Here is a 25,742-nt window from a genome sequence, read left to right as displayed (position 1 = left end):
GCCGCGAACAAAAATGACCTGCATCAAAGCGCACACGCGGCAGGAACCCTAAGCTCGTGTTTTGTCTGGATGCACAAGGGATTCCCATGGCCCAACTCGAATGGTCGGATGCGCTCAACCTGGATCTGCCCCTGATGGACGACACCCACCGGGAGTTCGTAGATCTGCTGGCGGCAGTGGACCGAGCCGCAGATGCGCAACTGCTCTCCACATGGCAGGCGCTGATTGAACACACCGAGCAACACTTCGGGCAGGAAGACCTATGGATGGCCTCTACCCGCTTCGCGTCGGGCAATTGCCACAGCATGCAGCACAAGGTGGTGTTGCAGGTGATGCGTGAAGGGGCTGTGCGGGCTGAGCAGGGCGACCTGACCGTGCTGCGGGTGATGGCGAGCGAACTGGCCCTGTGGTTCCCCCAGCATGCGCAGAGCATGGATGCTGCGTTGGCATTGCACTTGCGTCGCGTGGGGTTCGATCCCGTCACGGGCGTGGTGCATGCACCGCAGGCACTGCCCGGCGCGTTGATCCACGGCTGCGGCGGTTCGACCTGCTCGGATGGCACCCAGGAGCCCGTGGAGGCAACTGCCGACGCCCGGCAGGAAGCGGTGGCCTAGAGAACCCCCGTCCGTCGTCCCCTGCAAGGACTGTTGCCCCTGGCATGCGCAGAGCCCGCCGCCAGTGTGCTTTCACCCGTGCGCAGGTTGCGCTTGTGTGGCATGCTGCCAAGTCTCCAGGCAAGTGGTGGCGGCATGGCCGCTTTGCTCTATGGCCAATACGGCTTTCTCTGATGTCCAGGGCGACGACGCCGAGCGCCTGCAGGCACTGCAGCGCTACGGCATTCTCGACACCCCGATGGAGCCCGCCTACGACGAGCTGGCCGACATTGCTGGCCACGTGTGTGATGCCCCTGTGGCCCTGATCAGTTTCGTGGACCGTGATCGCCAGTGGTTCAAGTCTGCGCTGGGGCTCCCCGGGCGGGAGACACCGCTCGACCAATCCGTGTGCCGATACGCCATCCGGCAATCGGGTGTTTTTGTTGTCCCCGATCTGGCGCAAGACGCGCGGTTTGCACACTTTGGCATCGTGACCCAGGAGAACCCGCTGCGGTTCTACGCAGGCGCTCCCCTGGTCACTCCCGACGGCTATGTGCTGGGCACGCTGTGTGTGCTGGACCACCGGCCGCGCGAGCTGTCTGCCAGGATGCAGGAGCTGCTCTCCGCCCTTGCGCGCCAGGTGATCCGGCTGCTGGAGCTTAAGCGTGCCAACGACCGCCAGGGCCAGATGCTGGTGGAGCTGGAGGAGGCCCGCCACCAGATGGCCGTGCTGGCCCACACCGATGTGCTGACCGGGTTGGCCAACCGCCGCTCGTTCACCGACCGCCTGCGCCAGGAATGGGCGCTGCTGCAGCGGGGCCGCGAGCCCGCTTGCCTGCTGATGATGGACCTGGACCACTTCAAGCGCGTGAACGACTTGTACGGCCACCATGTGGGCGACCAGGCGCTGCGGCTGTTTGCCACGCTGTGCCGCGAAGTTTTCCGCGCGGCCGATGTGCTGGGGCGCTGGGGCGGCGAGGAGTTTCTGGCCCTGCTGCCCGCCACCCGGGTGGACCAGGCACAGGCGGTGTCACAGCGCGTACATGCGGCGCTGGCCGAGCACCCCCTGCCCGGCATCGAACCCCCGCTGGTGCTGGCCGTCAGCATGGGGCTGACCCTCCTTGACCCGCTGCGCCCGCTGGATGTCACGCTGCGCTTGCTGGATTCCGCGCTGTACACCGCCAAACGTGAAGGCCGAAGCCGCACCGTGGTTGCGTAGTCTCAGGAGGTGCTTTTTTTTTGATAGCTGACGGCGCTTGACGTTAAAGCGCTACAGGCCATTTTCTCTATATTTCAGCGCCGGTTCCGTGCCGCGCACGGCGTGGCAGCAACAGGCCCGCCATGTGCCACGAAAGATCCCGCAGCGCCTGGCGCAAGGCGGGCGAATCGGCCGCGCTGGCCGGGCGCGCTGCATCGCGTGGGCGAAACGCCGCCTCCAGCACCTGTTGTTTGGCACAGAGCAGCGCCAGTCGGTCCTGGGCGCGCAGGGCGCCCATCAGCTGGTCGCGGTGGCGCTGTACGCGCTCGGCCTCTGCGGCGGTCAGGGGGGCGCGGCGGGGGGCTGCGGCACCTGCCACCGGGTCTGCGGGGGTCTGCGCCAGATGCAGCGCCCAGGCGCTGCGGGGCGTGGAGGGGGTGTGTTGTTGATGTTCCCTCATGCTGCCTCCGTGCGGGGGGCGACCGGGCGTGCGACTGGTGGCATGGGGCGGTTGGGCGTGCCACCTTGCGACAGCCCGTACCAGTTCACCTTGCGGGTCAGCACCATCACGGCGGCCAGCACCAGGAAGAGTGCAATCGCGCCCACCACCAACGCGGTTTGCTCGAGCTGCAGCAGCACGTACAACAGGCCATACAGCAACGCAATGCCCGCCCCCAGCGGGATACCGCGCGCCAGGCTGCCCAGCATATGGCTGGCGTAGTAGGCGAGCAGCAGCACACAGGCCGTGGCTGCAATGGCGTAGGAGATGCCAAACGGCAGGTGCTCCGACAGACTCACCAGCAACAAGAAGAAGCTGCACAGCGCGCTGCCCACCAGCAGGTACTGCACAGGATGCACACGCAGTTTCTTCATCAGCTCGAACAAGCCCACGGCCACGAAGGTGAGGGCAATGAACAACACGCCGTACTTGGTGGCGCGGTCAGAGAGGGAGTAGGGGTTCACCGGATCGACGAAGGCCACGCTGAAGCTGTCGGCACAGTCGCCCGGGGTGGCCCCGCTGGGCGCATAGTCGGTGCCTTCGTCGGCGCCCAGGCAGATGCGCTTGCCGTTCGCAATGTCGGCCTGTGCCGTGGTGGCCAGCGACGACAGGCGCCACTGGGCGGAGAAGCCGGTTTTCTTGACCTCGCGTTCCGAGGGCAGGAAGCGGCCCGCAAACGACGGGTGGGGCCAGCTGCTGGTCATCAACACCTCGGTGTTGCCGCCCAGCGGCACGATGGCCAGGCGCTCGGTGCCGACCAGCTCCAGGTCCAGCGCGGCGGTCAGGCCATCGGCCTTGCCGCGCACCGACTCCGGCAACACGGCATGCAGGCCCCGACTGTAGGTGGGGTGGAAGGTGCCGGGCTTGAGGGCCAGCGCCTGCGCACCCATGGTGAACTGCGCGGTGCGGATGCCGCGTGCGTCACCCACGGCCATCATGACAATGGGCGCGCCGCAGTGCATGCGCGAGTTTTTCATGCTGCTCTGCGGCAGCAGGCTGGCCAGCGAGCCCCATTGCGCTGTGACGTGGGCCTTGAGGTTGTAGGTGTTCACCTTGTGCAACCCGCGCGCACGCTCTTCCATCGCGGCGCCCGTGCTCAGTTTGAGCTGCTCGGGCATCGCCGTCAGGATGAACTCGCGGCGCTGCTCCACCATGCGGCGCTCGTCACCCTTGCCCGTCTCCACATCCCAGCTCTCCACACAGGCACTGTGGATCATGGGGCCCATCAGCGTCTGCGGCCCCGCCAGACTCTCGGCCACACTCTGCGCGGTGATGCTGCGGTAGCGCAACCGGTCACGCACTACGTTTTCGATCATGCCCAGGCCCAAGAGCAGCAGCAGGGTGATGGCTGCCAGCGCGGCCAATTTTGTGAACAGGGGGTGTTTGAACAAGAGATCCTCCACAAATGATGTTGTGGAGGCAGTGTTGTGGCGCGCTGTGAGGGCGCTATGAAGTTTGTGAGGCCAGGGTGAAGTCGGTGCGGCCTGCGCTCGCGTGGTTGTCAGGTGTGCGGAAACTCCAGGCCCACCCACAGGCCGGGCGCGGTATTGCGCACCACCATCTGTCCCCCGTGCAGCGCCATCACCCGCTTGACGATGGCGAGGCCCAGGCCCGATCCGCTGCGCTCTCCGCCAGGCCGTGCAGTGGTGAAGAAGCGCTCACCGAGGCGGGGCAGGGCGTAGTCGGGAACGCCGGGGCCACTGTCCCGCACGGCCACGGTGGCGCCGTTCAGTTCCACCTGCACGGTGCTGCCTGTGGGCGCGAAGTCGATCGCGTTGTCGAGCACGTTGGTCAGGGCCAGTGTTACCAGTTCGGCCTCCCACGGGCCGCTGCTGCCCTGGCCCGCCAGAGTCAGGGTGATGCCGCGCTGTCCGGCGCGGGCGCGGGTCTGGGCAATGGCGGCCTCGGCGCAGTCGTGCAGCGCCACGGGCGCGCGGCCTTCGGCGTGCTGGCGCTGCTCCAGCTTGGACAGCTCCAGCAGCCGGTCGATGATGCGCTGCAGGCGCTCGCTTTGCTGCACCACCTGGGTCGCGAACTCGGCGCGGTCAGCGGCAGGCAGTTCGTCCTGCAACAGTTCGCCCGCGCCCCGGATGGCAGCCACGGGGCTTTTGAGCTCGTGCGTGAGGGCGCGGACATAGCCCTCGATGTAGTCGCGCCCCTCCAGCCGCGCGCGCATCCGGTCCATGGCGCGGGCCAGATCGCCCAGCTCGCCGGGGACTTGGGGTACGGCGAGCGCTGTGGTGGGCGGGCTATCGGGGTCGCTGTGTTCGCCATCGGCAGGGCCTTGAACGCTCAGGGCGTAGTCGCGCAGGCGGCGCACGTTCCACACCATCCACAGCGTCACGGCCACGCCCACGGCGGCCGAGAGCGCCAGCAGCAGCAGCCCGCCCATGAAGACCTTGCGCTCGGCGCGGTCGATGAAGCGCTGCACAGTGCGCGTGGGCTTGGCCACGGTGAGCACGCCTGCGATCTGTTCCTTCACGTAGATGGGCGCCGCCACATGCATCACGCCGCTGGTGTCGTCATCTTCCACGTCGCGCGTAGAGCGCGCGCCATACTCGCCGCGCAATGTGCGCGCCACGTCGCGCCACTGCGAATAATCGGCACCAACGGCACGGTTTTCGGAGTCGAACAGCACGCGCCCCGTGGTGTCGGTCACATAGATGCGGTAGTCGAGCGACTGTTTGGAGAAGCCCCAGATCGCCGCATCGATGGGCCGCGTGGCATAACGGCGCACATGCTGGACAAACGGGCTGGTGCTGCTGTTGTTGGCCTCCGCCGCCAGCCGCCCGGCGGCCAGGTCCTCGCTGGCCAGCTCGGCCAAAATATTGGCCGTGTCCACCATCATGTCTTCCATCACCTCGCGCACGCTGGGCTTGATCTCGGCCATGAACACGCGCAGCACGAAGAACGCGGCAATGCCGTTGATGAGGAAGAAGGCGAACAGCAGACGGATGCCGAGGCGCATTGGCTAACCTCGCGTTGCGCGCGCGAGTTTCGAAACTGACGCTGCGCAGGCGAGCGCCACCGTGGAACCGGCTTCGCCCGGCCAGGGGTGGCGTTTCCCCACGGGGGAGGGCGCGCAGCGACTCAGGGGGGCTTCAGACATCCAGGCAATACCCCATGCCCCGGTGCGTGCTGATGTACTCGCGCGCCGGGTCCACTTCGCGCAGCTTGGCGCGCAGGGTCTTGATGTGGGTGTCCACCGTGCGGTCGGTGCTTTCGCTGTCGTCGCCCCAGGCGGCGGCCAGCAGGGCGTCGCGCGAGTGGATGCGGCCTGCGCCGCGCAGCAGGTGGGACAGCAGGCGGTACTCGCGCCGCGTCAGCGGCAGGGCCTGGCCACGCAGGCTGATGCGCTGGCCGGGCTCTTCGTCGTGGAACAGCGCGGCGGCTGTGGCGGCGGGCGCTGCCGGGTGGCCGTTGCCGTTTCCGTGGCCTGCACGGCGCAGCAGCGCCTTCACGCGCGCAGCCAGTTCGCGTGGGCTGAAGGGTTTGGTGAGGTAGTCGTCGGCACCCAGCTCCAGGCCCAGCACGCGGTCGATTTCTTCGCCGCGGGCGCTGAGCATCAGCACGGGCAGGGCGGCGGTGGGCGGCGCATTGCGCACATCGCGCAGCAGGTCCAGGCCGCTGCCGTCGGGCAGGCCCACGTCCAGCACCAGCAGGTCAAAACGGGTGCACTGCAACTGCTGGCGTGCGTCGTGCACCAGCAGGCTGTGCGTGACGGTCAGGCCATCGCGCTCCAGCGCATAGGCCACGGTGCGGGCGATGGCGGGGTCGTCTTCAAGCAGCAGGAGTTTGGCAGACATGCCTCAATCATCCCCGGTGCCGCGCACCCTGCGCAGACAACGCAACTGGCGCGGCGCAGGCGGGGGACGCCGAGCAAAGGCCGCCCCGCAGTGAGGGCGCCGTCCCCCACTTGGGGGGATGGCGCCGCAGGCGACTCAGGGGGTTTCCCATTTCAGCGTGCGATCAGGATGGGGAAAAGCTTGCCCAGGCCATCGGCCATCACCTCTACCGCCAGCGCGGCCAGGATCAGGCCCATCAACCGGGTCATCACGTTGATGCCGGTCTTGCCCAGAACGCGCGCAATGGGGTCGGCCAGGGCAAAACACACGGCGGTGGCCAGCGCAATGACCACGCCGTAGCCCACCAAGGCCAGCGTCTGCCAAACGCCCTGCGCGCGGTCGGCATAGATCACCACGGTAGACATGCTGGCCGGGCCGGTGAGCAGCGGGATGGTGAGCGGCACCACGGCAATGCTGCTGCCCGCAGCGGCTTTCTCGGCCCCTTCTTCAAACTCGTTGGTGCTGGGCTTGGCCTCGGCGGGCTGGGCGTTGAGCATGTTCATCGCGCTGATGAGCAGCAGCATGCCGCCGCCCACCTGGAAGCTCTGCAGCGAGATGTTGAAGAAATCGAGGATCTGCAGACCCAGCAGCGCACAGGCCGCAATCACGCAGAACACGCTGAAGCTGGCCACCTGGATGGTGCGGCGCCGCTGCGGGTACGAGAAGCCCTGGGTGTAGTGGATGAAGAACGGCACGATGGCCAGCGGGTTGACGATGGCCAGCAGGGTGATCAGGGGTTTGAGGTCCATCAGGGCGCTCCCAAGGGCAAGTGGGCAGGTTGGTTCGTCGGGCTCAGGCCGTGGGCAGGCGCGGTGGCACGGCCCAGGGTGTGCGCGAGTATGCGGTGTTTTCAGCGCGGTTTGACGGCCGCGCATGCTGCGCTGCAGCGCAGCCGCGCCGGGTTACCGTTGGCCGTCAACGCCCGCCCGACACGTCCATCAGCGTGGCGGTGGTGTAGCTGGCCGCCGGCGACATCAGCCAGACGATGGCCTCGGCCACCTCGTCGGCCGTGCCACCGCGTTGCATGGGCACCTGGTGGGCCAGGTCGCGCACGCGGTCGGGCAGGCCGCCGCTGGCGTGGATGTCGGTCTCGATCAGGCCCGGGCGCACGGCGTTCACGCGGATGCCCTCGGCCGCCACCTCGCGCGCCAGGCCGATGGTGAAGGTGTCGATGGCGCCCTTGGCCGCTGCGTAGTCCACATACTGGTGGGCCGAGCCCAGGCGCGAGGCGGCGCTGGATACGTTGACGATGGCGCCGCCTGTGCCGCCATGGCGCGTGCTCATGCGCCGCACGGCTTCGCGGGCACACACGATGCTGCCGATCACGTTGGTGTCGAACATGCGGCGCAGGCGGTCGGCGCTCATGGCGTCCACGCGGGCGGTCACGTCCACCACCCCGGCGTTGTTGACCAGTGCGCCGATGCGGCCGAGCTGGGTGTCCACGGCCTGGAACATGGCCAGGATCTCGGCCTCGTTCGCCACGTCGGCCTGCACGGCGATGGCGGTGCCGCCGTGCGCACGGATGGCATCGACCACGCCCTGCGCGGCGGCCTCGTTGGCGAGGTAGTTGACGGCCACTGCCCAGCCCTGTTTTGCGGCCAGCAGTGCGGTGGCGGCGCCAATGCCCCGGCTGGCCCCGGTGATTAATGCGATCTTCTCCATGGAACAGGGTCTCCTGCAAGAATGGCGCATTGGAACAGGTTCTGCGCCCCGTTGCGCAGCCCCTTGGCCCGCATTGCGGCCCATCCGATCACCCTACTTATCAAGGAGCATTCAGCATGGGACAGTTTGTCGATCTGACGTCGAGTGACGGTTTTGTGGCCCCCGCCTGGGTCGCCAGGCCCGAGGGCACCCCCGGGGCGCCGTGGTGGTACTGCAAGAGATTTTTGGCGTGAACTCGCACATTCGCTCGGTGGCCGACCGCTATGCCGCCAGTGGCTACCTGGCAGTGGCGCCGTCCACGTTCCACCGCGTTCAGCAAGGTGTGGAGCTGGGCTACACGGCGGATGACATGCAGGCCGGCATGGGCCTGAAAGCCGCAGTCGAGGCCTTGTCTGCCCCTGGCGTGCTGCCCGACATCCAGGCCGCTATCGACTACGCCGCGCAGCAAAGCGGCGGCAAGGTGGGCATCGTGGGCTACTGCTGGGGCGGTCTGCTCACCTGGCGCTCGGCCTGCCTGCTCCAGGGCCTGTCGGCCGCCGTGCCCTACTACGGTGGTGGCGTGACCACGCCGGAAGAAGTGGCCCGCACACCCCGGGTGCCGGTGCTGGCTCACTTTGGCGAGCGCGACCACTGGATTCCACTGGACAGCGTGCAGGCCTTCGGCAAGGCCCACCCAGAGGTCGAAGTGCATGTGTACGCCGCCGACCACGGCTTCAACTGCGACCAGCGTGGCAGCTACGACGAGGCTGCCGCCAACACCGCGCGCGAGCGCACCCTGGCCTTCTTTGCCAAGCACCTGGGCTGAGACCACGGACAACGGGGGCTGTGATGGCAAACTTGAAGCATTTTTGGCCGATGGCGCCCGTACTCAAAGCGCTGACAGCTACGTTTTTAATAGCGTTTGGGGCGCTGGTACACGCGGCTGACTACACCGGCCCCCTGTTCGACGCCCACCTGCACTACAACGAAGAAGCTTGGGACGGCCGGGCAGGCCCGCACCCGCCCGCCGATGTGCTGGCGCGCATGAAGGCCAGCGGCGTGCGCGCCATCGTGGCCAACTCGCGGCCCAATACCGGATCGCTCACCCTGGCGGGCCTGCCGCAGACGCGCGAGGCGGGCGTGACGGTCGTGCCGTTTGTGCGGCTGTACCGCAACCGGGACGACTATTCGAGCTGGTTCCGCGACGAGACCATCTACGACATGGTGCTGGCGGAACTGGCGCGCGGCACCGGCGCAGGCCCGTACCGTGGCATTGGCGAGTTCCACCTGTATGACAGCGCCAATGCCGACGGACCCGTGGCCAAGAAGCTCATGGCCCTGGCCGAACAGCGCGATCTGGTGGTGCTGGCGCATGTGGACGACGCCGCCATCGACCTGCTGATGGCCAACACCCCGTCCAAAGGCCAGAAGGCCCGGCTGATCTGGGCCCACACCGGCATTGGCGGCGCGCCGGTGGAGCGCGCGGACGCCCTGATGGCGCGCTACCCCGGCCTGGTGGGCGAACTATCGTACCGCCCGGGCCTGGTGTGCGACGACAACCAGCTGTGCCCCGCCTGGCGTGCGCTGCTGCTCAAATACCCCACACGCTTCGTGATCGGCTCGGACACCTGGGTGAACCAGCGCTGGCAACACTACGAAAGCCTGATGCAGGGCTACCGCCAGTGGCTGGGTGGCCTGCCCGCTGACGTGGCACGCAAGATTGCATGGCACAACGCGGCAGGGTTGTGGGGGTGGCAGACACGCCCCAGTAAGCGCCATGGAGGGTTGAGGTGCCGCCCATTGCCTGGAGTGGGCCTCTGTGCGGATACCTCAGCCCAGCTTGAATTGGTTCACGCTGTCGGCCAGCGACAGGGCCTGCTCACGCAGATTTTCTGCGGCGGCGGCCGACTCTTCGACCAGCGAAGCGTTTTGCTGGGTCATGCGATCGAGTTCGGCCACCGCCACATTGACCTGCGAGATGCCGTTGCTCTGCTCGGTGGTGGCGTGGGTGATCTCCTGGATCAGCGTCTGCACTTCCTGCACGCTGCTGACCACGCGCGCCATGGTGCCGCCCGCCTGGGCCACCTGGGTCGAGCCCGCCTCTACGCGCTCGACAGAGGCCTGGATCAGCGTCTTGATCTGGCGGGCAGCATCGGCGCTGCGGCTGGCCAGGTTGCGCACCTCGGTGGCCACCACCGCAAAGCCCCGGCCCTGATCGCCAGCGCGTGCTGCTTCAACGGCTGCATTGAGCGCGAGGATGTTGGTCTGGAAGGCAATGCCGTCAATCACGCCAATGATGTCCGCGATCTGGCGCGACGATTCGGTGATGCCATTCATCGTGTCCACCACCCGGGCCACGGCTTCGCCGCCCTGGGTGGCTACTTTACTGGCCTGGTCGGCACGCTCGGCCGCCTTGCGGGCAGCTTCGGCGTTGTGGGCGACCGAGCCGGTCAGCTCTTCCATGCTGGCGGCGGTTTCCTCCAGGTTTGCGGCCGTGCTTTCGGTGCGGCTGCTCAGGTCCAGGTTGCCACTGGCGATCTGCTCGCTGGCCTGGGCCAGTTGCTCGGTGGCACTGTGCACGGTGTGCAGCGTGTCCACCAGGCCCGTGCTCATGTCCTTCATGGCTTGCAGCAGGTGGCTGATCTCGTCAGTGCCCTTGATGGTGATTTTCTGGGTCAGATCACGCCCGGCGATGGCTTGGGCGACGCGGATCGCCTTGTTCAGGCCTTTGGTGACGGTGCGGTACACATTGCGCACCAGCAGCAGGTTGATGATGAGGGCGACGACCACCACGGCCGCAGCGCGCCACAGGCTGGACAGGAACTGGGCCCGCAGGTCGTCGGCGTATACCCCCGAGCCCAGCACCCAGCCCCAAGGGGCAAAGCCCTTCACATACGAAATCTTGGGTGCCGGGACGTCCTGACCTGGCTTGGGCCACTGGTATTCCACCAGGCCGCCGCCATCGCTTTGTTGTGCGCGTTGGGCAAACATGACAAAGATGGCCTGGCCGTCCGGGTCCTTGATGCCAGAGCCGTCCTTGCCGTTGAGGTCGGGGCGGAAGGGGTGCATGACCACGCGGGCATTCATGTCCTGCAACCAAAAATACTCTTTGCCCGAGTAGCGCACGGTCTGCAGGGCCTGGTGAGCCATCTGCTGCGCCTGCTCACGGGTCTGGCTGCCAGAGGTCTCCAGCTGGTGCGCCCAGGCCAGGATCGAGTGACCCACTTCCACGGTCTGGCGCACCGCGATTTCGCGGTCGCGGCGGTTGTGCTGGTACTGCGTCATGAGCATGTAGCCAGAGACAGCGATGAGGATGAACGTGCTCAAGGCAGCCATCAGTCGGAGCTTTCCGACAATCGACAAAGTTTTCTTCATAATTTAATAAAAATGATTTTTATCCGCAGACCTGTGGCTTGCGGTGGCGTTCCAGAAGCCCGTACGAGGGGCTTGCACGCGATGGGATGGCGAGAGAGGGCCCTATCATCAGCGTGGTCAGGGGTACCGCCTGGCTGCAGCGATCCCCTGAAGGCCAGGGCACGCTGAGCAGATTTCACCGCCAATGGGGCGATGTTAAACGCTATTTCTGATAAGAAATAGTGATAAATATGATTTCAATGATTTGTTGCTGCGTTGCAACAAGCTGAGGTTTGCCGTGGGTCAGCTGCCAGTCCGCGCCAGGTAGCGTTTGCGCCAGAACAGTGCCACCAAGGCCAGCGCAATCACGGCCATGGCGCTCATGGCCCACCAAAAGCCATCGGCCTTGTGTACCAGCGGGATGAACTCGAAGTTCATGCCAAAAATACCCGCGATGAGGTTGAGTGGCAGGAACACGGCGGTCAGTGCCGTGAGCGTGCGCATGATGTCGTTGGTGCGGTTGCTCTGCACGCTGAAATGCATCTGCACGGCGGTTTCGGTGCTTTGCTCCAGCCGACGCACGTGGTGCACCACGCGTTCGATGTGCTCCAGCACGTCGCGGCTGCGCACCTTGAGCAGGTCCAGCTCGCGCACGCCCGTAGGGGTGTCGGGCAGGGCCCAGGTTTCCAGCGCGTCGATCCAGTCTTGCACAGCGGTGCGCTGGTCTTCGCAGATCTCGTCGAGCTTGTGCAGTGCCAGCCGTGCTTCGAGCAGCGACGTCCAGTTCACATAGCGTGCCCGGGGCTTGAGCAGCTCATTTTGCCAGTGGTCGAGTTGGCGCGTGAGTTCGCGGCGCAGGTCCAGATAGCCATCGACCATCAGGTTGACCACACGCAGCATCAGATCGGCCGGGCTGGTGGGCAGGCGGGTGCCTGGCACCGGGTTGCTGCGGCCTTCACCAGGGCTGGTGGCGGGCAGCGAGGCCAGCAGCCGGGCGGCGTAGGCGTCGCGCACCGCGCAGTCAGAGGGGTGTACCGTCAGCAGCAACTGGTCGAACACCGCAAAACCTACGGGGCTGGTGTCGATGCGCCGCAGCACCGGCGGGCCGCTGCGCTTGATGGGACCGGCCGGGGTATCGATGGGGTCGGTGGTGGTCTCACCGTGTGCCGTGGCCAGGCGACGGAACACCAGCAGGTCGTATTGCGAGGTGTAGTCGTAGTGCGAGGGCAGTTGCGCATTGAGCAGGTCGGACACATGCAGGTCCACCAGTTGCAGCCCGATCAGGGCTTGCAGCCGGCCCTGGATTTCGGCCAGCCGCGCCTGGAAGGCCGGGCGGGCACAGGCGATCCAGACAAAACCGTGCGCGGGCATCTGGGCGGGCAGGGCCGAAAGCTCGTGCACGCCGCCGCTGTGGATGTGGAAAATGCGCATGCGACCCCGGTTTTGAAGTAAAAATAGCCTGTAGCGCTTATTCAATAAGCGCTGACAGCTCTTATTTTCGGAGCAAACGCGCAGCGTCGCGCGCAAAGTAGGTCAGCACCCCGTCGGCACCCGCGCGCTTGAAGGCCAGCAGGCTTTCCATCATCACGGCATCATGGTCCAGCCAGCCGTTGGCGGCGGCGGCCTTGATCATGGCGTACTCGCCGCTCACCTGGTAGGCGAAGGTGGGCACCTTGAACTCGTCCTTCACGCGCCGCACGATGTCGAGGTAGGGCATGCCGGGTTTCACCATCACCATGTCGGCGCCTTCGGCGATGTCGATGGCCACTTCGCGCAGGGCCTCATCGCTGTTGCCGGGGTCCATCTGGTAGACATTCTTGTCGGCCTTGCCCAGGGCGCCGCGCGTGCCCACCGCGTCGCGGAACGGGCCGTAGAAGGCGCTGGCGTACTTGGCGCTGTAGGCCATGATGCGGGTGTGGATGTGGCCCTGCACTTCCAGCGCCTCGCGGATCGCGCCAATACGGCCGTCCATCATGTCGCTGGGTGCGACGATGTCCACGCCTGCCTCGGCGTGCGTGAGCGCCTGGCCGGTGAGGATCTCCACCGTCTCGTCGTTGATGATGTAGCCGGTGGCGTCGAGCACGCCATCCTGGCCGTGGCTGGTGTACGGGTCCAGCGCCACGTCCGTCATCACGCCCAGGTCAGGGAATTCCTTTTTGAGCGCCCGCACCACGCGCGGGATCAGGCCGTCGGGGTTCAGCGCCTCTTTGCCGTCGGGCGTCTTGAGCGACGGGTCAATCGCCGGGAACAGCGCCAGCACCGGGATGCCCAGCTTCACACAATCCTCGGCCACGGTCAGCAGCAGGTCCAGGCTCAGGCGGTCCACGCCGGGCATGGAGGTCACGGTCTCCCGGCGCTGGCTTCCCTCGTGCACAAACACGGGGTAAATCAGGTCGTGGGGGGTGACGGCGTTTTCGCGCACCAGGTTGCGGGTAAACGCATCGCGGCGCAGGCGGCGCGGGCGGTTCTGGGGGAAGGGGGCGGGGCTTTGGAGATGCATCGCGAGATTATGAATCCCCCCTGTGGCGCTGCACGCCTCACCCCCGAGGGGCTCTGGCCTGTGGGTAAGCCGGTTTTCCGGCCACAGGGGCGCAGCACGGTGCTTTCGAGGTGCCGCTTGTAACGGCTGGGGCCCGGTGCTAAATTGGCGCCGGGCGGCTTGCTGCCCCCCGCTTTCCTCCCTGAGCGGGGCCTTGTTTGCAGCAATGCAAAACAGGCATTCCTGGCCCGGCTGACCCGCCGGGCTTTTTTTGGACTGTCCCATGCCGGGCGCACAGGCACGTAAACTGCGGCCATGCTCTGGGTCAAAGCCTTTCACATCGTTTTCGTGGCCAGCTGGTTTGCTGGTCTTTTCTACCTGCCTCGCATCTTCGTCAATCTGGCGATGGTGGCTCCGGGCTCGGCGGCCGAGCGTGACCGCCTGTTGCTCATGGCCCGCAAGCTCCTGCGTTTCACCACGCTGTTGGCGGTTCCGGCCCTGGCGTTGGGCCTCTGGCTGTGGATGGGCTATGGCATTGGCCGGGGGCCTGGCAACGGCTGGATGCACGCGAAGCTGGCCGTGGTGGTGCTGGTGATTGGTTATCACCACGCTTGCAGCGTGCTGCTGCGCAAACTGGCGGACGGCACCAGCCGCCGCAGCCATGCGTGGTTTCGCTGGTTCAACGAAGTGCCCGTGGTGCTGCTGCTGATTGCGGTGGTGCTGGTGGTGGTCAAGCCCTTTTGACGCAGGCGCGAGGGCGCATGCACAAAACCTCGGCCTGGCCCCTGGCGCTGATCTACTCGGCGCTGATTGTTTTTGCCAGCCTGTTCCCTTTTGACGGCTGGCGTGCGCAGGGGATCGACCCGCTGGTGTTTTTGCTGGCGCGCTTGCCCCCTCCGTACTGGACCGGGTTTGATGTCGTCACCAACGCCGTGGGCTATGCCCCACTGGGTTTTTTGCTGGTGCTGGGCATGCTGCGCTCGGGCTGGGGGCGTGGGGCGGTGCTGTTGGCGACTCTGGTGGGGGCGCTGCTCTCCCTGTCGATGGAGTTCTTGCAGATTTACCTGCCCCGCCGGGTGCCTTCCAACCTGGATCTGGTCCTGAATGCCTTGGGCACCCTGGCGGGTGCCCTGAGCGCCGCACTGCTGGAGCGCTTGGGTGCGCTGGACCGCTGGAGCAATTTTCGGGCGCGCTGGTTTGTGTTGGATGCCTCAGGTGGCATGGTGCTGCTGGCGCTGTGGCCGATGGCGCTGCTGTTTCCCGCGGCGGTGCCCTTTGGGCTGGGCCAGGTGCTGGAGCGGCTGGAGACGGCGCTCATCGAGCTGCTGGCCGATACGCCGTTTCTCGACTGGCTGCCCCTGCGCGAGACCGAGCTGGATCCGCTCTCGCCCAGCGGTGAGCTGCTGTGCGTGACGCTGGGGTTGCTCATCCCCTGCCTGCTGGGTTACTGCGTGATCCGCCAAATGGGGCGGCGTGCGCTGTTTTCATTGGGGGTAGTGGGGGTGGGCGTCACGCTCACCGCGCTGTCGGCAGCGCTGAGCTGGGGGCCTGTGCATGCCTGGGAGTGGATGAGCCTGCCCGTGCGTGTGGGGGTGTGGGGCGCGTTGGCCCTGGCCCTGTTCATGCTGGCTCTGCCGCGCAGGGCCTGTGCCGCTGTGCTGCTGTTGGCGCTGGCCTGGCACCTGGCGCTGCTCAACCAGGCGCCCGCCAGCGCGTATTTCGCCCAGACCTTGCAGATCTGGGAGCAGGGACGTTTCATCCGCTTTTATGGCCTGGGCCAGTGGTTGGGCTGGCTGTGGCCCTATGTCACGCTGCTGTATGTGGTGCTGCGGGTGTCGCGGCGCGAGGCACAAACCTAAAATGCAGCGATGAGTGAACCATCCATTGCACCGGCTGCAGCGCCCGGTTACTACCAGCGCCACATCTTTTTTTGCCTGAACGAACGCACCAATGGTGAGGACAGCTGTGCCCACCACAACGCCCAGGCGGGTTTTGACCGCTGCAAGGCTCAGGTCAAGGCGGCCGGGCTGGCAGGCGCGGGCAAAGTGCGCGTGAACAAGGCCGGTTGCCTGGACCGCTGCGCGGGTGGCCCCGTCGCCGTGGTCTACCCCGAGGGAACCTGGTACACCTATGTGGACGCAGCAGACATCGACGAGATCGTCGAGTCACACCTCAAGAATGGCCAGGTGGTGGAGCGCCTGGTCACGCCCGCGGAACTTGGCCGCTGAAACGGGCTCCATCCCTTTTTTGAATGATTTTGGCTGCTAGTGCTTGATGGACATGCGCTGGTAGCTATTGATTGAGTAGCAATCCCGTGAATGCCCAGACTGAACGCCTGACCCTTTCCGGTGCCGCTGGCGCCATCGAGGCCGTGCGCGACAGCGCGGCGCTGGCCGACGGGGCCGCCTCCCGGGGCGTCGCCATCATTGCCCACCCCCATCCGCTGTTCGGCGGCACCATGGACAACAAAGTGGTGCAGACCCTGGCGCGCGCTTTTGTGCAGTGCGGCTTCACGGCGGTGCGGTTCAACTTCCGGGGCGTGGGGGGCTCGGCGGGCGCGCACGATGATGGCCAGGGCGAGCTGCAGGATCTGCTGGCCGTGGTGGAGCAGGTGGCGCCCCACCGCCAAGGCCAGCGCATTGCGCTGGCGGGGTTTTCGTTTGGTGCGTTTGTTACCAGCCATGCGCTGGCCGCGCTCTGGCCCGAAGGCCGGGTGGACCAGGCGGTGTTGGTGGGCACCGCCGCCAGCCGCTTCAGCGTGGCCCCGGTGCCGCCCGACGCCCACCTGCGCACGCTGGTGGTGCATGGCGAAGCCGACGATACCGTGCCGTTGGCCGCCGTCATGGATTGGGCGCGGCCCCAGATACTGCCTGTCACAGTGATCCCCGCAGGGGGGCATTTCTTTCACGGACAATTGCCGCTTCTGAAAAATCTGGTGGTCCGCCACCTGCAATCGGGCGCCTGAGGGAGGGCAGCCCGGGTCGGCTACGGCCGCCCACCGTGTCACTCCCTTCCTCCCCGCCTTGTCCTCACTCCATTTTTTAAGCCTTTCCAGCCCTTTCTCGCCCCATGAAACGAATCCTGTCCGCGTTGCGATCCCTGGCCGTCTTTGCTGCGGTAGCCCCTGCTGCCCTCGGGGCTTTTGCCCAGGCGCCCCAGCCCCCCGAAATCGCGGCGCGCACCTACATGCTGGTGGATGTCACCGCCAACCAGGTGCTGGCCGCCAAGGACATCGATGCACCGGTCGAGCAGGCATCCCTCACCAAGCTGATGACGGGCTACCTGGTGTTCGACGCGCTGCGCGCCAAGAAAATTGCACTGGACCAGAAACTGCCCGTGAGCGTGCGCGCCTGGAAGATGCCCGGCTCGCGCATGTTCATCGATCCCAAGATGCAGGTGCCGGTGGAAGACCTCATCAAGGGCATGATCGTGCAGTCCGGTAATGACGCCACCATGGCCCTGGCCGAAGGCGTGGGCGGTACGGCCGAGAATTTCGTCAAGCTCATGAACGACCAGGCCCAGGCGCTGGGCATGAAGGGTACGAGCTACAAAAATCCCGAAGGCCTGACCGAACCCGGTCACATCACCACGGCACGCGACCTCTCGGTGCTGGCCACGCGGCTGATGAAGGACTTCCCGGAGTACATGCACTATTACTCCACCAAGCAGTACAGCTACCCCGGCACGCCCGTGTCGAACGGTAGCAACCGCAATTCGCTGCTGTTCCGCGACCCCACGGTCGATGGCCTCAAGACCGGCCACACCGCTGCTGCAGGCTACTGCCTCGTGGCCACGTCCAAGCGCGAATTCCCTGGCGTGGGCCAGCGTCGCCTGCTGTCCATCGTGCTGGGCGCTGCCAGCGAAAACGCACGTGCGAACGAAAGCCAGAAGCTGCTGAACTGGGGCTACACCGCGTTCGAGGCGGTCAAGCTGTTCGAGGCCGGCAAGCCCGTGGCGACGCCCGCGGTGTGGAAGGGTAAGGACAGCACGCTGAAAATTGGCCGCGAAGAGGCCATTGTGGTGGCGGTGCCAGCAGGCAGCGCTGGCAAGATCACGACCCAGATCGCCCGCCCAGACCCGCTGGTGGCGCCTTACAGCAAGGGCCAGGCCATTGGCACCCTGAAGGTGATGCTGGGCGATCAGACGGTGGGTGAGGTCCCGCTGCTGGCGCTGGACGGCGTGGAGCAGGCGGGCATTCTGGGTCGGGCCTGGGATGCGATCCGGCTGTGGATCAAATAAGGGGACGGCTCCTTGAGGCGCTTGGCGCCTTCTCCTCCCTCTATCCCATCGCTGCGTGATTCGGGAAAAGGGGGCGCAGCCAGCGCGGTGGAGCGGCGGCCCTGGTTTGGGCCGTGTTCTTTCTTTGATGGGCCGTGGCGGCGCTTCGCGCACTAGGTGCGCGTGCTTTGCAGGGGAAAACCGCGCGCCGCTTGCCCGTTTTGGAGCTTGCTGCTACATTAGAAGGCTTTTCGGAATTTCCGAAGGGTTTCACGTTTTCGTTTTTTACGTTTAGGGACGTATTTCATGCCAACCATTAATCAACTGGTCCGTCAGGGGCGCGAGGTCGAAAAGACCAAGTCCAAGAGCCCTGCGATGGAAAACTCTCCACAGCGCCGCGGCGTGTGCACCCGTGTGTACACCACGACGCCTAAGAAGCCTAACTCCGCTCTGCGTAAGGTTGCCAAAGTGCGCCTGACCAACGGTTTTGAGGTGATCTCCTACATCGGCGGTGAAGGCCACAACCTGCAGGAACACAGCGTGGTGCTGGTTCGCGGCGGTCGTGTCAAGGACTTGCCTGGTGTGCGTTACCACATCGTGCGCGGTTCGCTCGACTTGCAAGGCGTGAAAGACCGCAAGCAATCGCGCTCCAAGTACGGTGCCAAGAAGCCAAAGGCCAAGTAAGCCCTGCGCTTTTGCACAGAATTTTCGGTGCTGTTTCCCGCGTGGCGCGGTGATTCAGCGTAGTGACCCCAAGCGCAAATGTCTTGCGTGGGTCGAGTAAGTGGGAGTTTTGAATGACTCTCGCGGTGTCTGAAAAGACGCCAACTGAAGCAAACATGAGGTGAAAAATGCCACGTCGTCGCGAAGTCCCCAAACGTGAAATCCTGCCGGATCCTAAGTTCGGCAATGTAGAGCTGTCCAAATTCATGAACGTGATCATGGAAGGCGGCAAGAAAGCTGTTGCAGAACGCATCATTTACGGTGCTCTGGAACTGATCGAGAAGAAGCACCCTGACAAGGACCCGCTGGAAGCCTTCACCGTTGCCATCAACAACGTGAAGCCCATGGTCGAAGTGAAGTCCCGCCGTGTCGGCGGTGCCAACTACCAGGTGCCAGTGGAAGTGCGTCCTGTCCGTCGTCTGGCTTTGTCCATGCGCTGGATCAAGGAAGCGGCCCGCAAGCGCGGCGAAAAGTCGATGGCCCAACGTCTGGCCAACGAACTGCTCGAAGCCACCGAAGGCCGTGGCGGTGCCATGAAGAAGCGTGACGAAGTTCACCGCATGGCCGAAGCCAACAAGGCATTCAGCCACTTCCGCTTCTAAATCGACGAACCACTCTCGTCGCCAAGCGCAAGGCTGCCGGCATTTTTGCCTGCAGCCTTGTGGCGATTGAGATGGTCACAAAATTGACGGGCTGCAACGCCACAATGGCGGCCCCGTCCCCCGAATAACACGACCCATCCAAGGATCCACCATGGCTCGCAAGACTCCCATCGAGCGCTACCGCAATATCGGTATCTCGGCCCACATTGACGCTGGCAAGACCACGACCACCGAACGTATCCTGTTCTACACGGGCGTGAACCACAAGATTGGTGAAGTGCATGATGGCGCGGCGACCATGGACTGGATGGAGCAAGAGCAAGAGCGCGGCATCACGATCACTTCGGCTGCCGTGACCTGCTTCTGGAAGGGCATGGACCTGTCCTACCCTGAGCACCGTTTCAACATCATCGACACCCCCGGCCACGTGGACTTCACGATTGAAGTGGAGCGTTCGATGCGCGTGCTCGACGGCGCCTGCATGGTGTACTGCGCCGTGGGTGGCGTGCAGCCCCAGTCGGAAACCGTCTGGCGCCAAGCCAACAAGTACAAGGTGCCGCGTCTGGCCTTTGTGAACAAGATGGACCGTACCGGTGCCAACTTCTTCAAGGTCCATGACCAGATGAAGCTGCGCCTGAAGGCCAACCCTGTGCCTGTGGTGATTCCAATTGGTGCCGAAGAAGGCTTCAAGGGTGTGGTTGACCTGCTGAAGATGAAGGCCATCCTGTGGGATGAAGCGTCACAAGGCATGAAGTTCGATTACGCTGAAATCCCTGCAGATCTGCAGGCTTTGGCTGAAGAATGGCGCGAGAAGATGGTGGAGGCTGCGGCCGAAGCCTCCGAAGAGCTGATGAACAAGTACCTCGAAGAGGGCACGCTCTCGGAAGAGGAAATCAAGCTCGGCCTGCGTACCCGCACCATCGCCACTGAAATCCACCCCATGTTGTGTGGCACGGCTTTCAAGAACAAGGGTGTTCAGCGCATGCTGGACGCCGTGATCGACTACCTGCCTTCGCCTGTGGATATCCCGGACGTGACGGGTACGGATGAAGACGAGCAGCCCGTCACCCGCAAGGCGGATGACGGCGAGAAGTTTTCTGCTTTGGCCTTCAAGCTGATGACCGACCCGTTTGTGGGCCAGTTGACCTTTGTCCGCGTGTACTCCGGTGTGTTGTCTAAGGGCGACACGGTGTACAACTCTGTCAAGGGAAAGAAAGAGCGTATCGGCCGTATCGTGCAAATGATGGCCAATGACCGCGTGGAAGTCGACGAAATCCGTGCGGGTGACATCGCTGCTTGCGTGGGCTTGAAAGACGTGACGACGGGTGAAACGTTGGCCGATGTGGGCTCGCCGATCATTCTGGAGCGCATGGTGTTCCCTGAGCCTGTGATTACCCAGGCTGTGGAACCCAAGACCAAGGCCGATCAGGAAAAGATGGGCATTGCCCTGCAACGCCTGGCTGCTGAAGATCCGTCGTTCCGCGTGAAGACCGATGAAGAATCGGGTCAGACGCTGATCGCCGGCATGGGCGAGCTGCATCTGGAAATCATCGTTGACCGCATGAAGCGTGAATTCGGCGTGGAAGCCAACGTGGGCAAGCCCCAGGTGGCCTACCGCGAAACCATCCGCAAGACCGTGGAAGAGGCCGAAGGCAAGTTCGTGCGTCAGTCCGGCGGTAAGGGTCAGTACGGCCACGTTGTGCTCAAGATCGAACCCAACGAAGTGGGCAAGGGCATCGAGTTCGTCGACGCGATCAAGGGTGGTGTGGTGCCGCGCGAGTACATCCCTGCGGTGGAAAAGGGTATCAACGAAGCCGTCACGCAAGGCGTGCTGGCCGGCTATCCCGTGGTCGACGTGAAGGTCACGCTGCATTTCGGTTCGTACCACGATGTGGACTCGAACGAACTGGCGTTCAAGATGGCTGCCATCTTCGGTTTCAAGGAGGGCTGCCGCAAGGCCGGTCCCGTGATTCTTGAGCCCATGATGGCCGTGGAAGTCGAAACGCCTGAAGACTATGCCGGCAACGTGATGGGCGATCTGTCCAGCCGTCGCGGCATGGTGCAAGGCATGGAAGACATTCCTGGCGGTGGCAAGGCCATCCGCGCTGAAGTGCCACTGTCGGAAATGTTTGGCTACTCGACCACGCTGCGTTCTGCAACGCAAGGCCGTGCCACGTACTCGATGGAATTCAAGCACTACAGCGAAGCCCCTCGCAATGTGTCTGAAGCCATCATGGCTGCTCGCGCTAAGTAAGTAAGCACTCGCCCAGGCCCTTTGGTCTGGGCTTTGTTTTTGTCTGCGATCCGGTGCCACCCTGTTCCCTGTGCGGGGTGAATCAGCAACCAGATGCAGACGTTAAACCACTACACAGGTATCGCTCTTTGGAGAATTGAAAATGGCAAAAGGTAAGTTTGAACGCACCAAGCCCCACGTCAACGTGGGCACGATCGGCCACGTGGACCATGGCAAGACGACGCTGACGGCAGCCATCGCTACCGTGCTGTCCGCCAAGTTCGGCGGCGAAGCCAAGGCATACGACCAGATCGATGCAGCGCCCGAAGAAAAGGCCCGTGGTATCACGATCAACACCGCCCACGTGGAATACGAAACGGCCAACCGCCACTACGCCCATGTGGACTGCCCCGGTCACGCCGACTATGTGAAGAACATGATCACGGGCGCTGCCCAGATGGACGGCGCTATTTTGGTGTGCTCGGCCGCTGACGGCCCTATGCCCCAGACCCGTGAACACATCCTGCTGGCTCGCCAGGTGGGCGTGCCTTACATCATCGTGTTCCTGAACAAGTGCGACATGGTCGACGACGAAGAACTGCTCGAACTCGTCGAAATGGAAGTGCGCGAACTCCTGGACAAATACAGCTTCCCTGGCGACGACACCCCGATCATTCGCGGTTCCGCCAAGCTCGCCCTGGAAGGCGACAAGGGTCCTCTGGGTGAAGAAGCCATCATGAAGCTGGCCGAAGCGCTGGACACCTACATCCCAACGCCAGAGCGCGCTGTGGATGGTGCCTTCCTGATGCCTGTGGAAGACGTGTTCTCGATCTCTGGCCGCGGCACCGTCGTGACAGGTCGTATCGAACGCGGTATTGTCAAGGTCGGCGAAGAAATCGAAATCGTCGGTATCAAGGACACCGTCAAGACCACCTGCACCGGCGTGGAAATGTTCCGCAAGCTGCTCGACCAAGGTCAAGCGGGCGACAACGTTGGCCTGCTGCTGCGCGGCACCAAGCGTGAAGATGTGGAACGCGGCCAAGTGCTGTGCAAGCCAGGTTCGATCAAGCCCCACACCCACTTCACCGCGGAAGTGTATGTGCTGAGCAAGGACGAAGGCGGCCGTCATACGCCCTTCTTCAACAACTATCGCCCTCAGTTCTACTTCCGCACGACCGACGTGACTGGCGCCATCGAGCTGCCAGCCGACAAGGAAATGGTCATGCCTGGTGACAACGTGTCGATCACTGTGAAGCTGATCAACCCCATCGCCATGGAAGAAGGCCTGCGCTTCGCCATTCGCGAAGGTGGTCGTACCGTGGGCGCTGGCGTCGTGGCCAAGATCCTCGCGTAATCTGTTCTGAATTGCACAAGGAATTGCCATGTCCAAGCAAAAAATTCGCATCCGCCTGAAGGCGTTTGACTACAAGCTGATCGATCAGTCCGCTGCTGAGATCGTTGACACCGCCAAGCGCACCGGCGCGATTGTCAAGGGCCCCGTGCCCCTGCCCACGCGCATGAAGCGTTTTGACATCCTGCGCTCGCCGCACGTTAACAAGACCAGCCGCGACCAGCTCGAAATCCGCACGCACCAGCGTCTGATGGACATCGTGGACCCGACGGACAAAACCGTTGATGCTCTGATGAAGCTCGACCTGCCTGCTGGCGTGGACGTCGAAATCAAGCTGCAGTAATAGTCGTTGCAAGGCGGGCTTGCCCGCCTTGTGGTGTCTGCAATAACGCGAACTTGCTTGAAAAAGCAGTTCGCGTTATACTTTAGGGCTTCGCTCAATTTGCGCCTGTGAAAAGGCATGGGTTGGCGGAGTTTTATTAACCTTCTTTCATGTACGCGAGTGAGAGCTTGCGGAAACGCCGTAGCCAATTGAAGTTGTGGCGGTGAGAGTTTTGGAGAAAACCAATGAGTCTGAGCAACTCCCTCGGGTTGCTGGGTCGCAAAGTGGGCATGATGCGTCTGTTCACCGATGATGGGGACGCAGTGCCTGTCACGGTGGTGGATGTGTCCAACAACCGCGTTACCCAGATCAAAACCCAAGAGAACGATGGCTACGTGGCCCTGCAGGTCACGTTCGGTTCGCGCAAAGCATCGCGCGTGACCAAGCCAGAAGCCGGTCACCTTGCCAAGGCAGGTGTGGAAGCCGGTGAAATCATCCAGGAATTCCGCGTGACCGCTGATACCGCCGCCCAGTACCAAGCTGGCGGTTCGGTCGCTGTGACGTCCGTGTTTTCCGTGGGTCAAAAGGTCGACGTGCAAGGCACTTCGATCGGTAAAGGCTACGCCGGTACCATCAAGCGTCACAACATGAAGTCGCAGCGCGCGTCGCACGGTAACAGCCGTTCGCACAACGTTCCTGGCTCCATCGGTATGGCACAGGACCCAGGTCGTGTGTTCCCCGGCAAGCGCATGACGGGCCACCTCGGCGATGTCACTAAGACCACGCAAAACCTCGATGTCATTCGCATCGACGAAGCGCGTCAACTGCTCTTGATCAAGGGCGCTATTCCGGGCTCCAAGGGCGGGTTCGTGACGGTGCGTCCAGCGGTCAAGGCCAAATCTTCCAAAGGAGCGAACTAATGCAGCTCGAACTCCTGAATGACCAAGGCCAAGGCGCATCCAAGCTGGATGTTCCAGAAACCGTGTTCGGTCGTGAATACAACGAAGATCTGGTTCACCAGATCGTCGTGGCCTATCAGGCCAACGCACGCCAAGGCACTCGCGCCCAGAAGGATCGCGAGCAAGTCCGTCACTCGACCAAGAAGCCTTTCAAGCAAAAGGGTACGGGTAACGCACGTGCTGGTATGACGTCCTCGCCACTGTGGCGTGGGGGCGGTCGGATTTTCCCGAACATGCCTGACGAAAACTTCACACAGAAGATCAACAAGAAGATGTACCGCGCCGGCATGTCTGCGATTTTGTCGCAGCTGGCCCGTGAAGGTCGTCTGGCTGTGGTCGATTCGCTGAAGCTTGACTCGCCCAAGACCAAGGTCCTGGCCGACAAGTTCAAGGCGATGAATCTGCAATCGGTGATGGTGATCGCCGACGAAGTGGACGAAAACCTGTACCTGGCTTCGCGCAATCTGGTGAACGTGCTCGTCGTTGAGCCGCGTTACGCAGATCCCGTGTCGCTGGTGCGTTTCAAGAAAGTGCTCGTCACCAAGGGTGCAATCGACAAACTCAAGGAGATGTTCGCATGAGCACACTCAAGTTTGACGAAGGTCGTCTGATGCAAGTGCTGGTCGCTCCCATCGTGTCCGAAAAGGCCACCATGGTTGCTGAAAAGTCCAATGCTGTGACGTTCAAGGTGCTGCAGAACGCGACCAAGCCAGAAATCAAAGCCGCTGTGGAATTGATGTTCAAGGTGGAAGTCAAGGGCGTTTCTGTAGTGAACACCAAAGGCAAGACCAAGCGTTTTGGCAAGACCATCGGCCGTCGCGACAACGTTCGCAAGGCGTATGTCACGCTGCAACCAGGTCAAGAGCTGAACCTCTCCGGGGAGGCCGCGTAATCATGGCTGTCGTTAAGATGAAACCTACCTCGCCCGGCCAACGTGCTGTGGTGAAGGTCACGCGTGACCACCTGTACAAGGGTGAAGCGTACGCCCCCCTGCTGGAACCACAATTCCAGAAGGCCGGTCGTAACAACAATGGTCACATTACTACCCGTCATAAGGGCGGTGGTCATAAGCACCACTACCGCGTGGTGGACTTCAAGCGCAACAAGGACGGCATTCCGGCCAAGGTTGAGCGCATTGAGTACGATCCCAATCGTACGGCCCACATCGCTCTGGTGTGTTACGCCGACGGCGAGCGTCGCTACATCATTGCTCCCCGTGGTCTTGAGGCTGGTGCAACGCTGATGAGCGGTTCGGAAGCTCCGATCCGCGCAGGTAACACGCTGCCTATCCGCAACATCCCCGTGGGTTCGACGATTCACTGCATCGAGCTCAAGCCCGGTGCTGGTGCTCAGATCGCTCGTTCGGCAGGTGCTTCGGCAACGCTGCTGGCCCGTGAAGGCATCTACGCCCAGGTGCGTATGCGTTCCGGAGAAGTTCGCAAGATCCATATCGAATGCCGCGCCACCATTGGTGAAGTAGCCAACGAAGAACACAGCCTGCGCCAACTGGGCAAGGCCGGTGTGAAGCGTTGGATGGGTATTCGTCCTACGGTTCGCGGCGTCGCCATGAATCCAGTGGATCACCCTCACGGTGGTGGCGAAGGCCGCACCGGCGAAGGCCGCCATGCAGTCGATCCTTGGGGCAATCTGACCAAGGGTTATCGCACCCGTAACAACAAGCGCACACAGATCATGATCGTGTCGCGTCGCAAGAAGTAAGGGGCA

25 protein-coding genes and 2 pseudogenes are annotated in these 25,742 nt (G+C 63.6%); 18 read left to right on the top strand and 9 right to left on the bottom strand.

Features of this window, described 5'->3' with window-relative positions; all coding sequences use genetic code 11:
* Window positions 1-86: 86 nt before the first annotated feature.
* Together CLU85_RS21795 and CLU85_RS21790 are read left to right on the top strand one after the other, a co-directional pair.
* Window positions 87-614: a hemerythrin domain-containing protein gene (locus tag CLU85_RS21795; RefSeq protein WP_100412103.1), complete on the top strand. Its 528-nt coding sequence runs from the start codon at window positions 87-89 to the stop codon at window positions 612-614.
* A 151-nt stretch (window positions 615-765) separates the two neighbouring features.
* Window positions 766-1,812, top strand: coding sequence for a sensor domain-containing diguanylate cyclase (locus tag CLU85_RS21790; RefSeq protein WP_100412102.1), 1,047 nt, complete (start codon window positions 766-768; stop codon window positions 1,810-1,812).
* A gap of 67 nt (window positions 1,813-1,879) precedes the next feature.
* Here CLU85_RS21790 and CLU85_RS21785 read toward each other — a convergent pair whose 3' ends face one another.
* The 6 genes from CLU85_RS21785 to CLU85_RS21760 all read right to left on the bottom strand — a co-directional run bounded on the left by CLU85_RS21785 (window position 1,880) and on the right by CLU85_RS21760 (window position 7,797).
* On the bottom strand, window positions 1,880-2,251 hold the full coding sequence (locus CLU85_RS21785) for a hypothetical protein (RefSeq protein ID WP_232727896.1): 372 nt from the start codon (window positions 2,249-2,251) through the stop codon (window positions 1,880-1,882).
* Window positions 2,248-3,681 (bottom strand): cell envelope integrity protein CreD, encoded by a 1,434-nt coding sequence (gene creD / locus CLU85_RS21780; RefSeq protein WP_100412101.1) that lies wholly within the window; start codon window positions 3,679-3,681, stop codon window positions 2,248-2,250. The genes CLU85_RS21785 and creD overlap by 4 nt, the downstream gene beginning before the upstream one ends.
* A gap of 110 nt (window positions 3,682-3,791) precedes the next feature.
* On the bottom strand, window positions 3,792-5,258 hold the full coding sequence (gene creC, locus CLU85_RS21775) for a two-component system sensor histidine kinase CreC (RefSeq protein WP_100412100.1): 1,467 nt from the start codon (window positions 5,256-5,258) through the stop codon (window positions 3,792-3,794).
* A gap of 133 nt (window positions 5,259-5,391) precedes the next feature.
* The gene (locus CLU85_RS21770; RefSeq protein WP_100412099.1) at window positions 5,392-6,096 is read right to left on the bottom strand and encodes a winged helix-turn-helix domain-containing protein; all 705 of its coding nucleotides are present in this window, start codon (window positions 6,094-6,096) and stop codon (window positions 5,392-5,394) included.
* Between the two features lie 152 nt (window positions 6,097-6,248).
* Complete coding sequence (locus CLU85_RS21765) at window positions 6,249-6,884, bottom strand: MarC family protein (protein ID WP_008905809.1); 636 nt, start codon at window positions 6,882-6,884, stop codon at window positions 6,249-6,251.
* Between the two features lie 166 nt (window positions 6,885-7,050).
* Window positions 7,051-7,797, bottom strand: coding sequence for an SDR family oxidoreductase (locus CLU85_RS21760; RefSeq protein WP_100412098.1), 747 nt, complete (start codon window positions 7,795-7,797; stop codon window positions 7,051-7,053).
* A gap of 116 nt (window positions 7,798-7,913) precedes the next feature.
* Here CLU85_RS21760 and CLU85_RS21755 point away from each other — a divergent pair.
* A pseudogene (locus tag CLU85_RS21755) lies at window positions 7,914-8,602 on the top strand (dienelactone hydrolase family protein).
* A 50-nt stretch (window positions 8,603-8,652) separates the two neighbouring features.
* Window positions 8,653-9,528, top strand: a pseudogene (locus CLU85_RS23480) (amidohydrolase family protein); the annotation flags it as partial.
* Window positions 9,529-9,606: 78 nt separating this feature from the next.
* On the opposite strand, the gene CLU85_RS21745 reads toward CLU85_RS23480, so the two are convergent.
* The 3 genes from CLU85_RS21745 to hemB all read right to left on the bottom strand — a co-directional run bounded on the left by CLU85_RS21745 (window position 9,607) and on the right by hemB (window position 13,630).
* Window positions 9,607-11,112, bottom strand: coding sequence for a methyl-accepting chemotaxis protein (locus CLU85_RS21745; protein ID WP_198509228.1), 1,506 nt, complete (start codon window positions 11,110-11,112; stop codon window positions 9,607-9,609).
* 321 nt (window positions 11,113-11,433) lie between these two features.
* Window positions 11,434-12,561 (bottom strand): magnesium transporter CorA family protein, encoded by a 1,128-nt coding sequence (locus CLU85_RS21740; RefSeq protein ID WP_100412096.1) that lies wholly within the window; start codon window positions 12,559-12,561, stop codon window positions 11,434-11,436.
* A 61-nt stretch (window positions 12,562-12,622) separates the two neighbouring features.
* Entirely contained in the window at window positions 12,623-13,630 is a 1,008-nt protein-coding gene (hemB, locus tag CLU85_RS21735) for a porphobilinogen synthase (RefSeq protein ID WP_100412095.1), read from the bottom strand.
* Between the two features lie 294 nt (window positions 13,631-13,924).
* On the opposite strand from hemB, the gene CLU85_RS21730 reads away from it, so the two are divergent.
* The 14 genes from CLU85_RS21730 (at window position 13,925) to rplB (ending at window position 25,736) form a co-directional block, all read left to right on the top strand.
* Window positions 13,925-14,353, top strand: a complete 429-nt coding sequence (locus tag CLU85_RS21730) for a CopD family protein (RefSeq protein ID WP_100412094.1) — start codon at window positions 13,925-13,927, stop codon at window positions 14,351-14,353.
* A 17-nt stretch (window positions 14,354-14,370) separates the two neighbouring features.
* Window positions 14,371-15,468: a VanZ family protein gene (locus tag CLU85_RS21725; protein ID WP_100412093.1), complete on the top strand. Its 1,098-nt coding sequence runs from the start codon at window positions 14,371-14,373 to the stop codon at window positions 15,466-15,468.
* 9 nt (window positions 15,469-15,477) lie between these two features.
* Complete coding sequence (locus CLU85_RS21720; RefSeq protein WP_100412092.1) at window positions 15,478-15,837, top strand: ferredoxin; 360 nt, start codon at window positions 15,478-15,480, stop codon at window positions 15,835-15,837.
* An 86-nt stretch (window positions 15,838-15,923) separates the two neighbouring features.
* Window positions 15,924-16,574: an alpha/beta hydrolase gene (locus tag CLU85_RS21715; protein WP_100412091.1), complete on the top strand. Its 651-nt coding sequence runs from the start codon at window positions 15,924-15,926 to the stop codon at window positions 16,572-16,574.
* 104 nt (window positions 16,575-16,678) lie between these two features.
* A complete protein-coding gene (locus tag CLU85_RS21710) occupies window positions 16,679-17,848 on the top strand; it encodes a D-alanyl-D-alanine carboxypeptidase family protein (RefSeq protein ID WP_100412090.1) in 1,170 nt (389 codons plus the stop codon).
* 285 nt (window positions 17,849-18,133) lie between these two features.
* A complete protein-coding gene (gene rpsL / locus CLU85_RS21705; protein WP_008905797.1) occupies window positions 18,134-18,511 on the top strand; it encodes a 30S ribosomal protein S12 in 378 nt (125 codons plus the stop codon).
* A 167-nt stretch (window positions 18,512-18,678) separates the two neighbouring features.
* Window positions 18,679-19,152 (top strand): 30S ribosomal protein S7, encoded by a 474-nt coding sequence (rpsG, locus tag CLU85_RS21700; protein ID WP_005798541.1) that lies wholly within the window; start codon window positions 18,679-18,681, stop codon window positions 19,150-19,152.
* A gap of 151 nt (window positions 19,153-19,303) precedes the next feature.
* Window positions 19,304-21,406, top strand: a complete 2,103-nt coding sequence (gene fusA / locus CLU85_RS21695; protein ID WP_100412089.1) for an elongation factor G — start codon at window positions 19,304-19,306, stop codon at window positions 21,404-21,406.
* 142 nt (window positions 21,407-21,548) lie between these two features.
* Entirely contained in the window at window positions 21,549-22,739 is a 1,191-nt protein-coding gene (tuf, locus tag CLU85_RS21690) for an elongation factor Tu (RefSeq protein ID WP_100412053.1), read from the top strand.
* A gap of 28 nt (window positions 22,740-22,767) precedes the next feature.
* Window positions 22,768-23,079, top strand: a complete 312-nt coding sequence (gene rpsJ, locus CLU85_RS21685) for a 30S ribosomal protein S10 (protein WP_005796953.1) — start codon at window positions 22,768-22,770, stop codon at window positions 23,077-23,079.
* A 224-nt stretch (window positions 23,080-23,303) separates the two neighbouring features.
* The gene (gene rplC / locus CLU85_RS21680; protein WP_100412088.1) at window positions 23,304-23,978 is read left to right on the top strand and encodes a 50S ribosomal protein L3; all 675 of its coding nucleotides are present in this window, start codon (window positions 23,304-23,306) and stop codon (window positions 23,976-23,978) included.
* On the top strand, window positions 23,978-24,598 hold the full coding sequence (gene rplD / locus CLU85_RS21675) for a 50S ribosomal protein L4 (protein WP_008906425.1): 621 nt from the start codon (window positions 23,978-23,980) through the stop codon (window positions 24,596-24,598). The genes rplC and rplD overlap by 1 nt, the downstream gene beginning before the upstream one ends.
* The gene (rplW, locus tag CLU85_RS21670) at window positions 24,595-24,909 is read left to right on the top strand and encodes a 50S ribosomal protein L23 (RefSeq protein WP_010467173.1); all 315 of its coding nucleotides are present in this window, start codon (window positions 24,595-24,597) and stop codon (window positions 24,907-24,909) included. Before rplD ends, rplW begins: the two co-directional genes overlap by 4 nt.
* Before the next feature lie 2 nt (window positions 24,910-24,911).
* Entirely contained in the window at window positions 24,912-25,736 is an 825-nt protein-coding gene (gene rplB, locus CLU85_RS21665) for a 50S ribosomal protein L2 (RefSeq protein WP_100412087.1), read from the top strand.
* The last annotated feature ends 6 nt before the right edge of the window (window positions 25,737-25,742 follow it).

The organism is Acidovorax sp. 69, from assembly GCF_002797445.1.
In the GTDB taxonomy this organism is placed as follows: Bacteria; Pseudomonadota; Gammaproteobacteria; order Burkholderiales; family Burkholderiaceae_C; genus Acidovorax.
The sequence above is the reverse complement of the archived record's forward strand: the minus strand, read 5'-3'. Positions and strand labels throughout refer to the sequence as shown.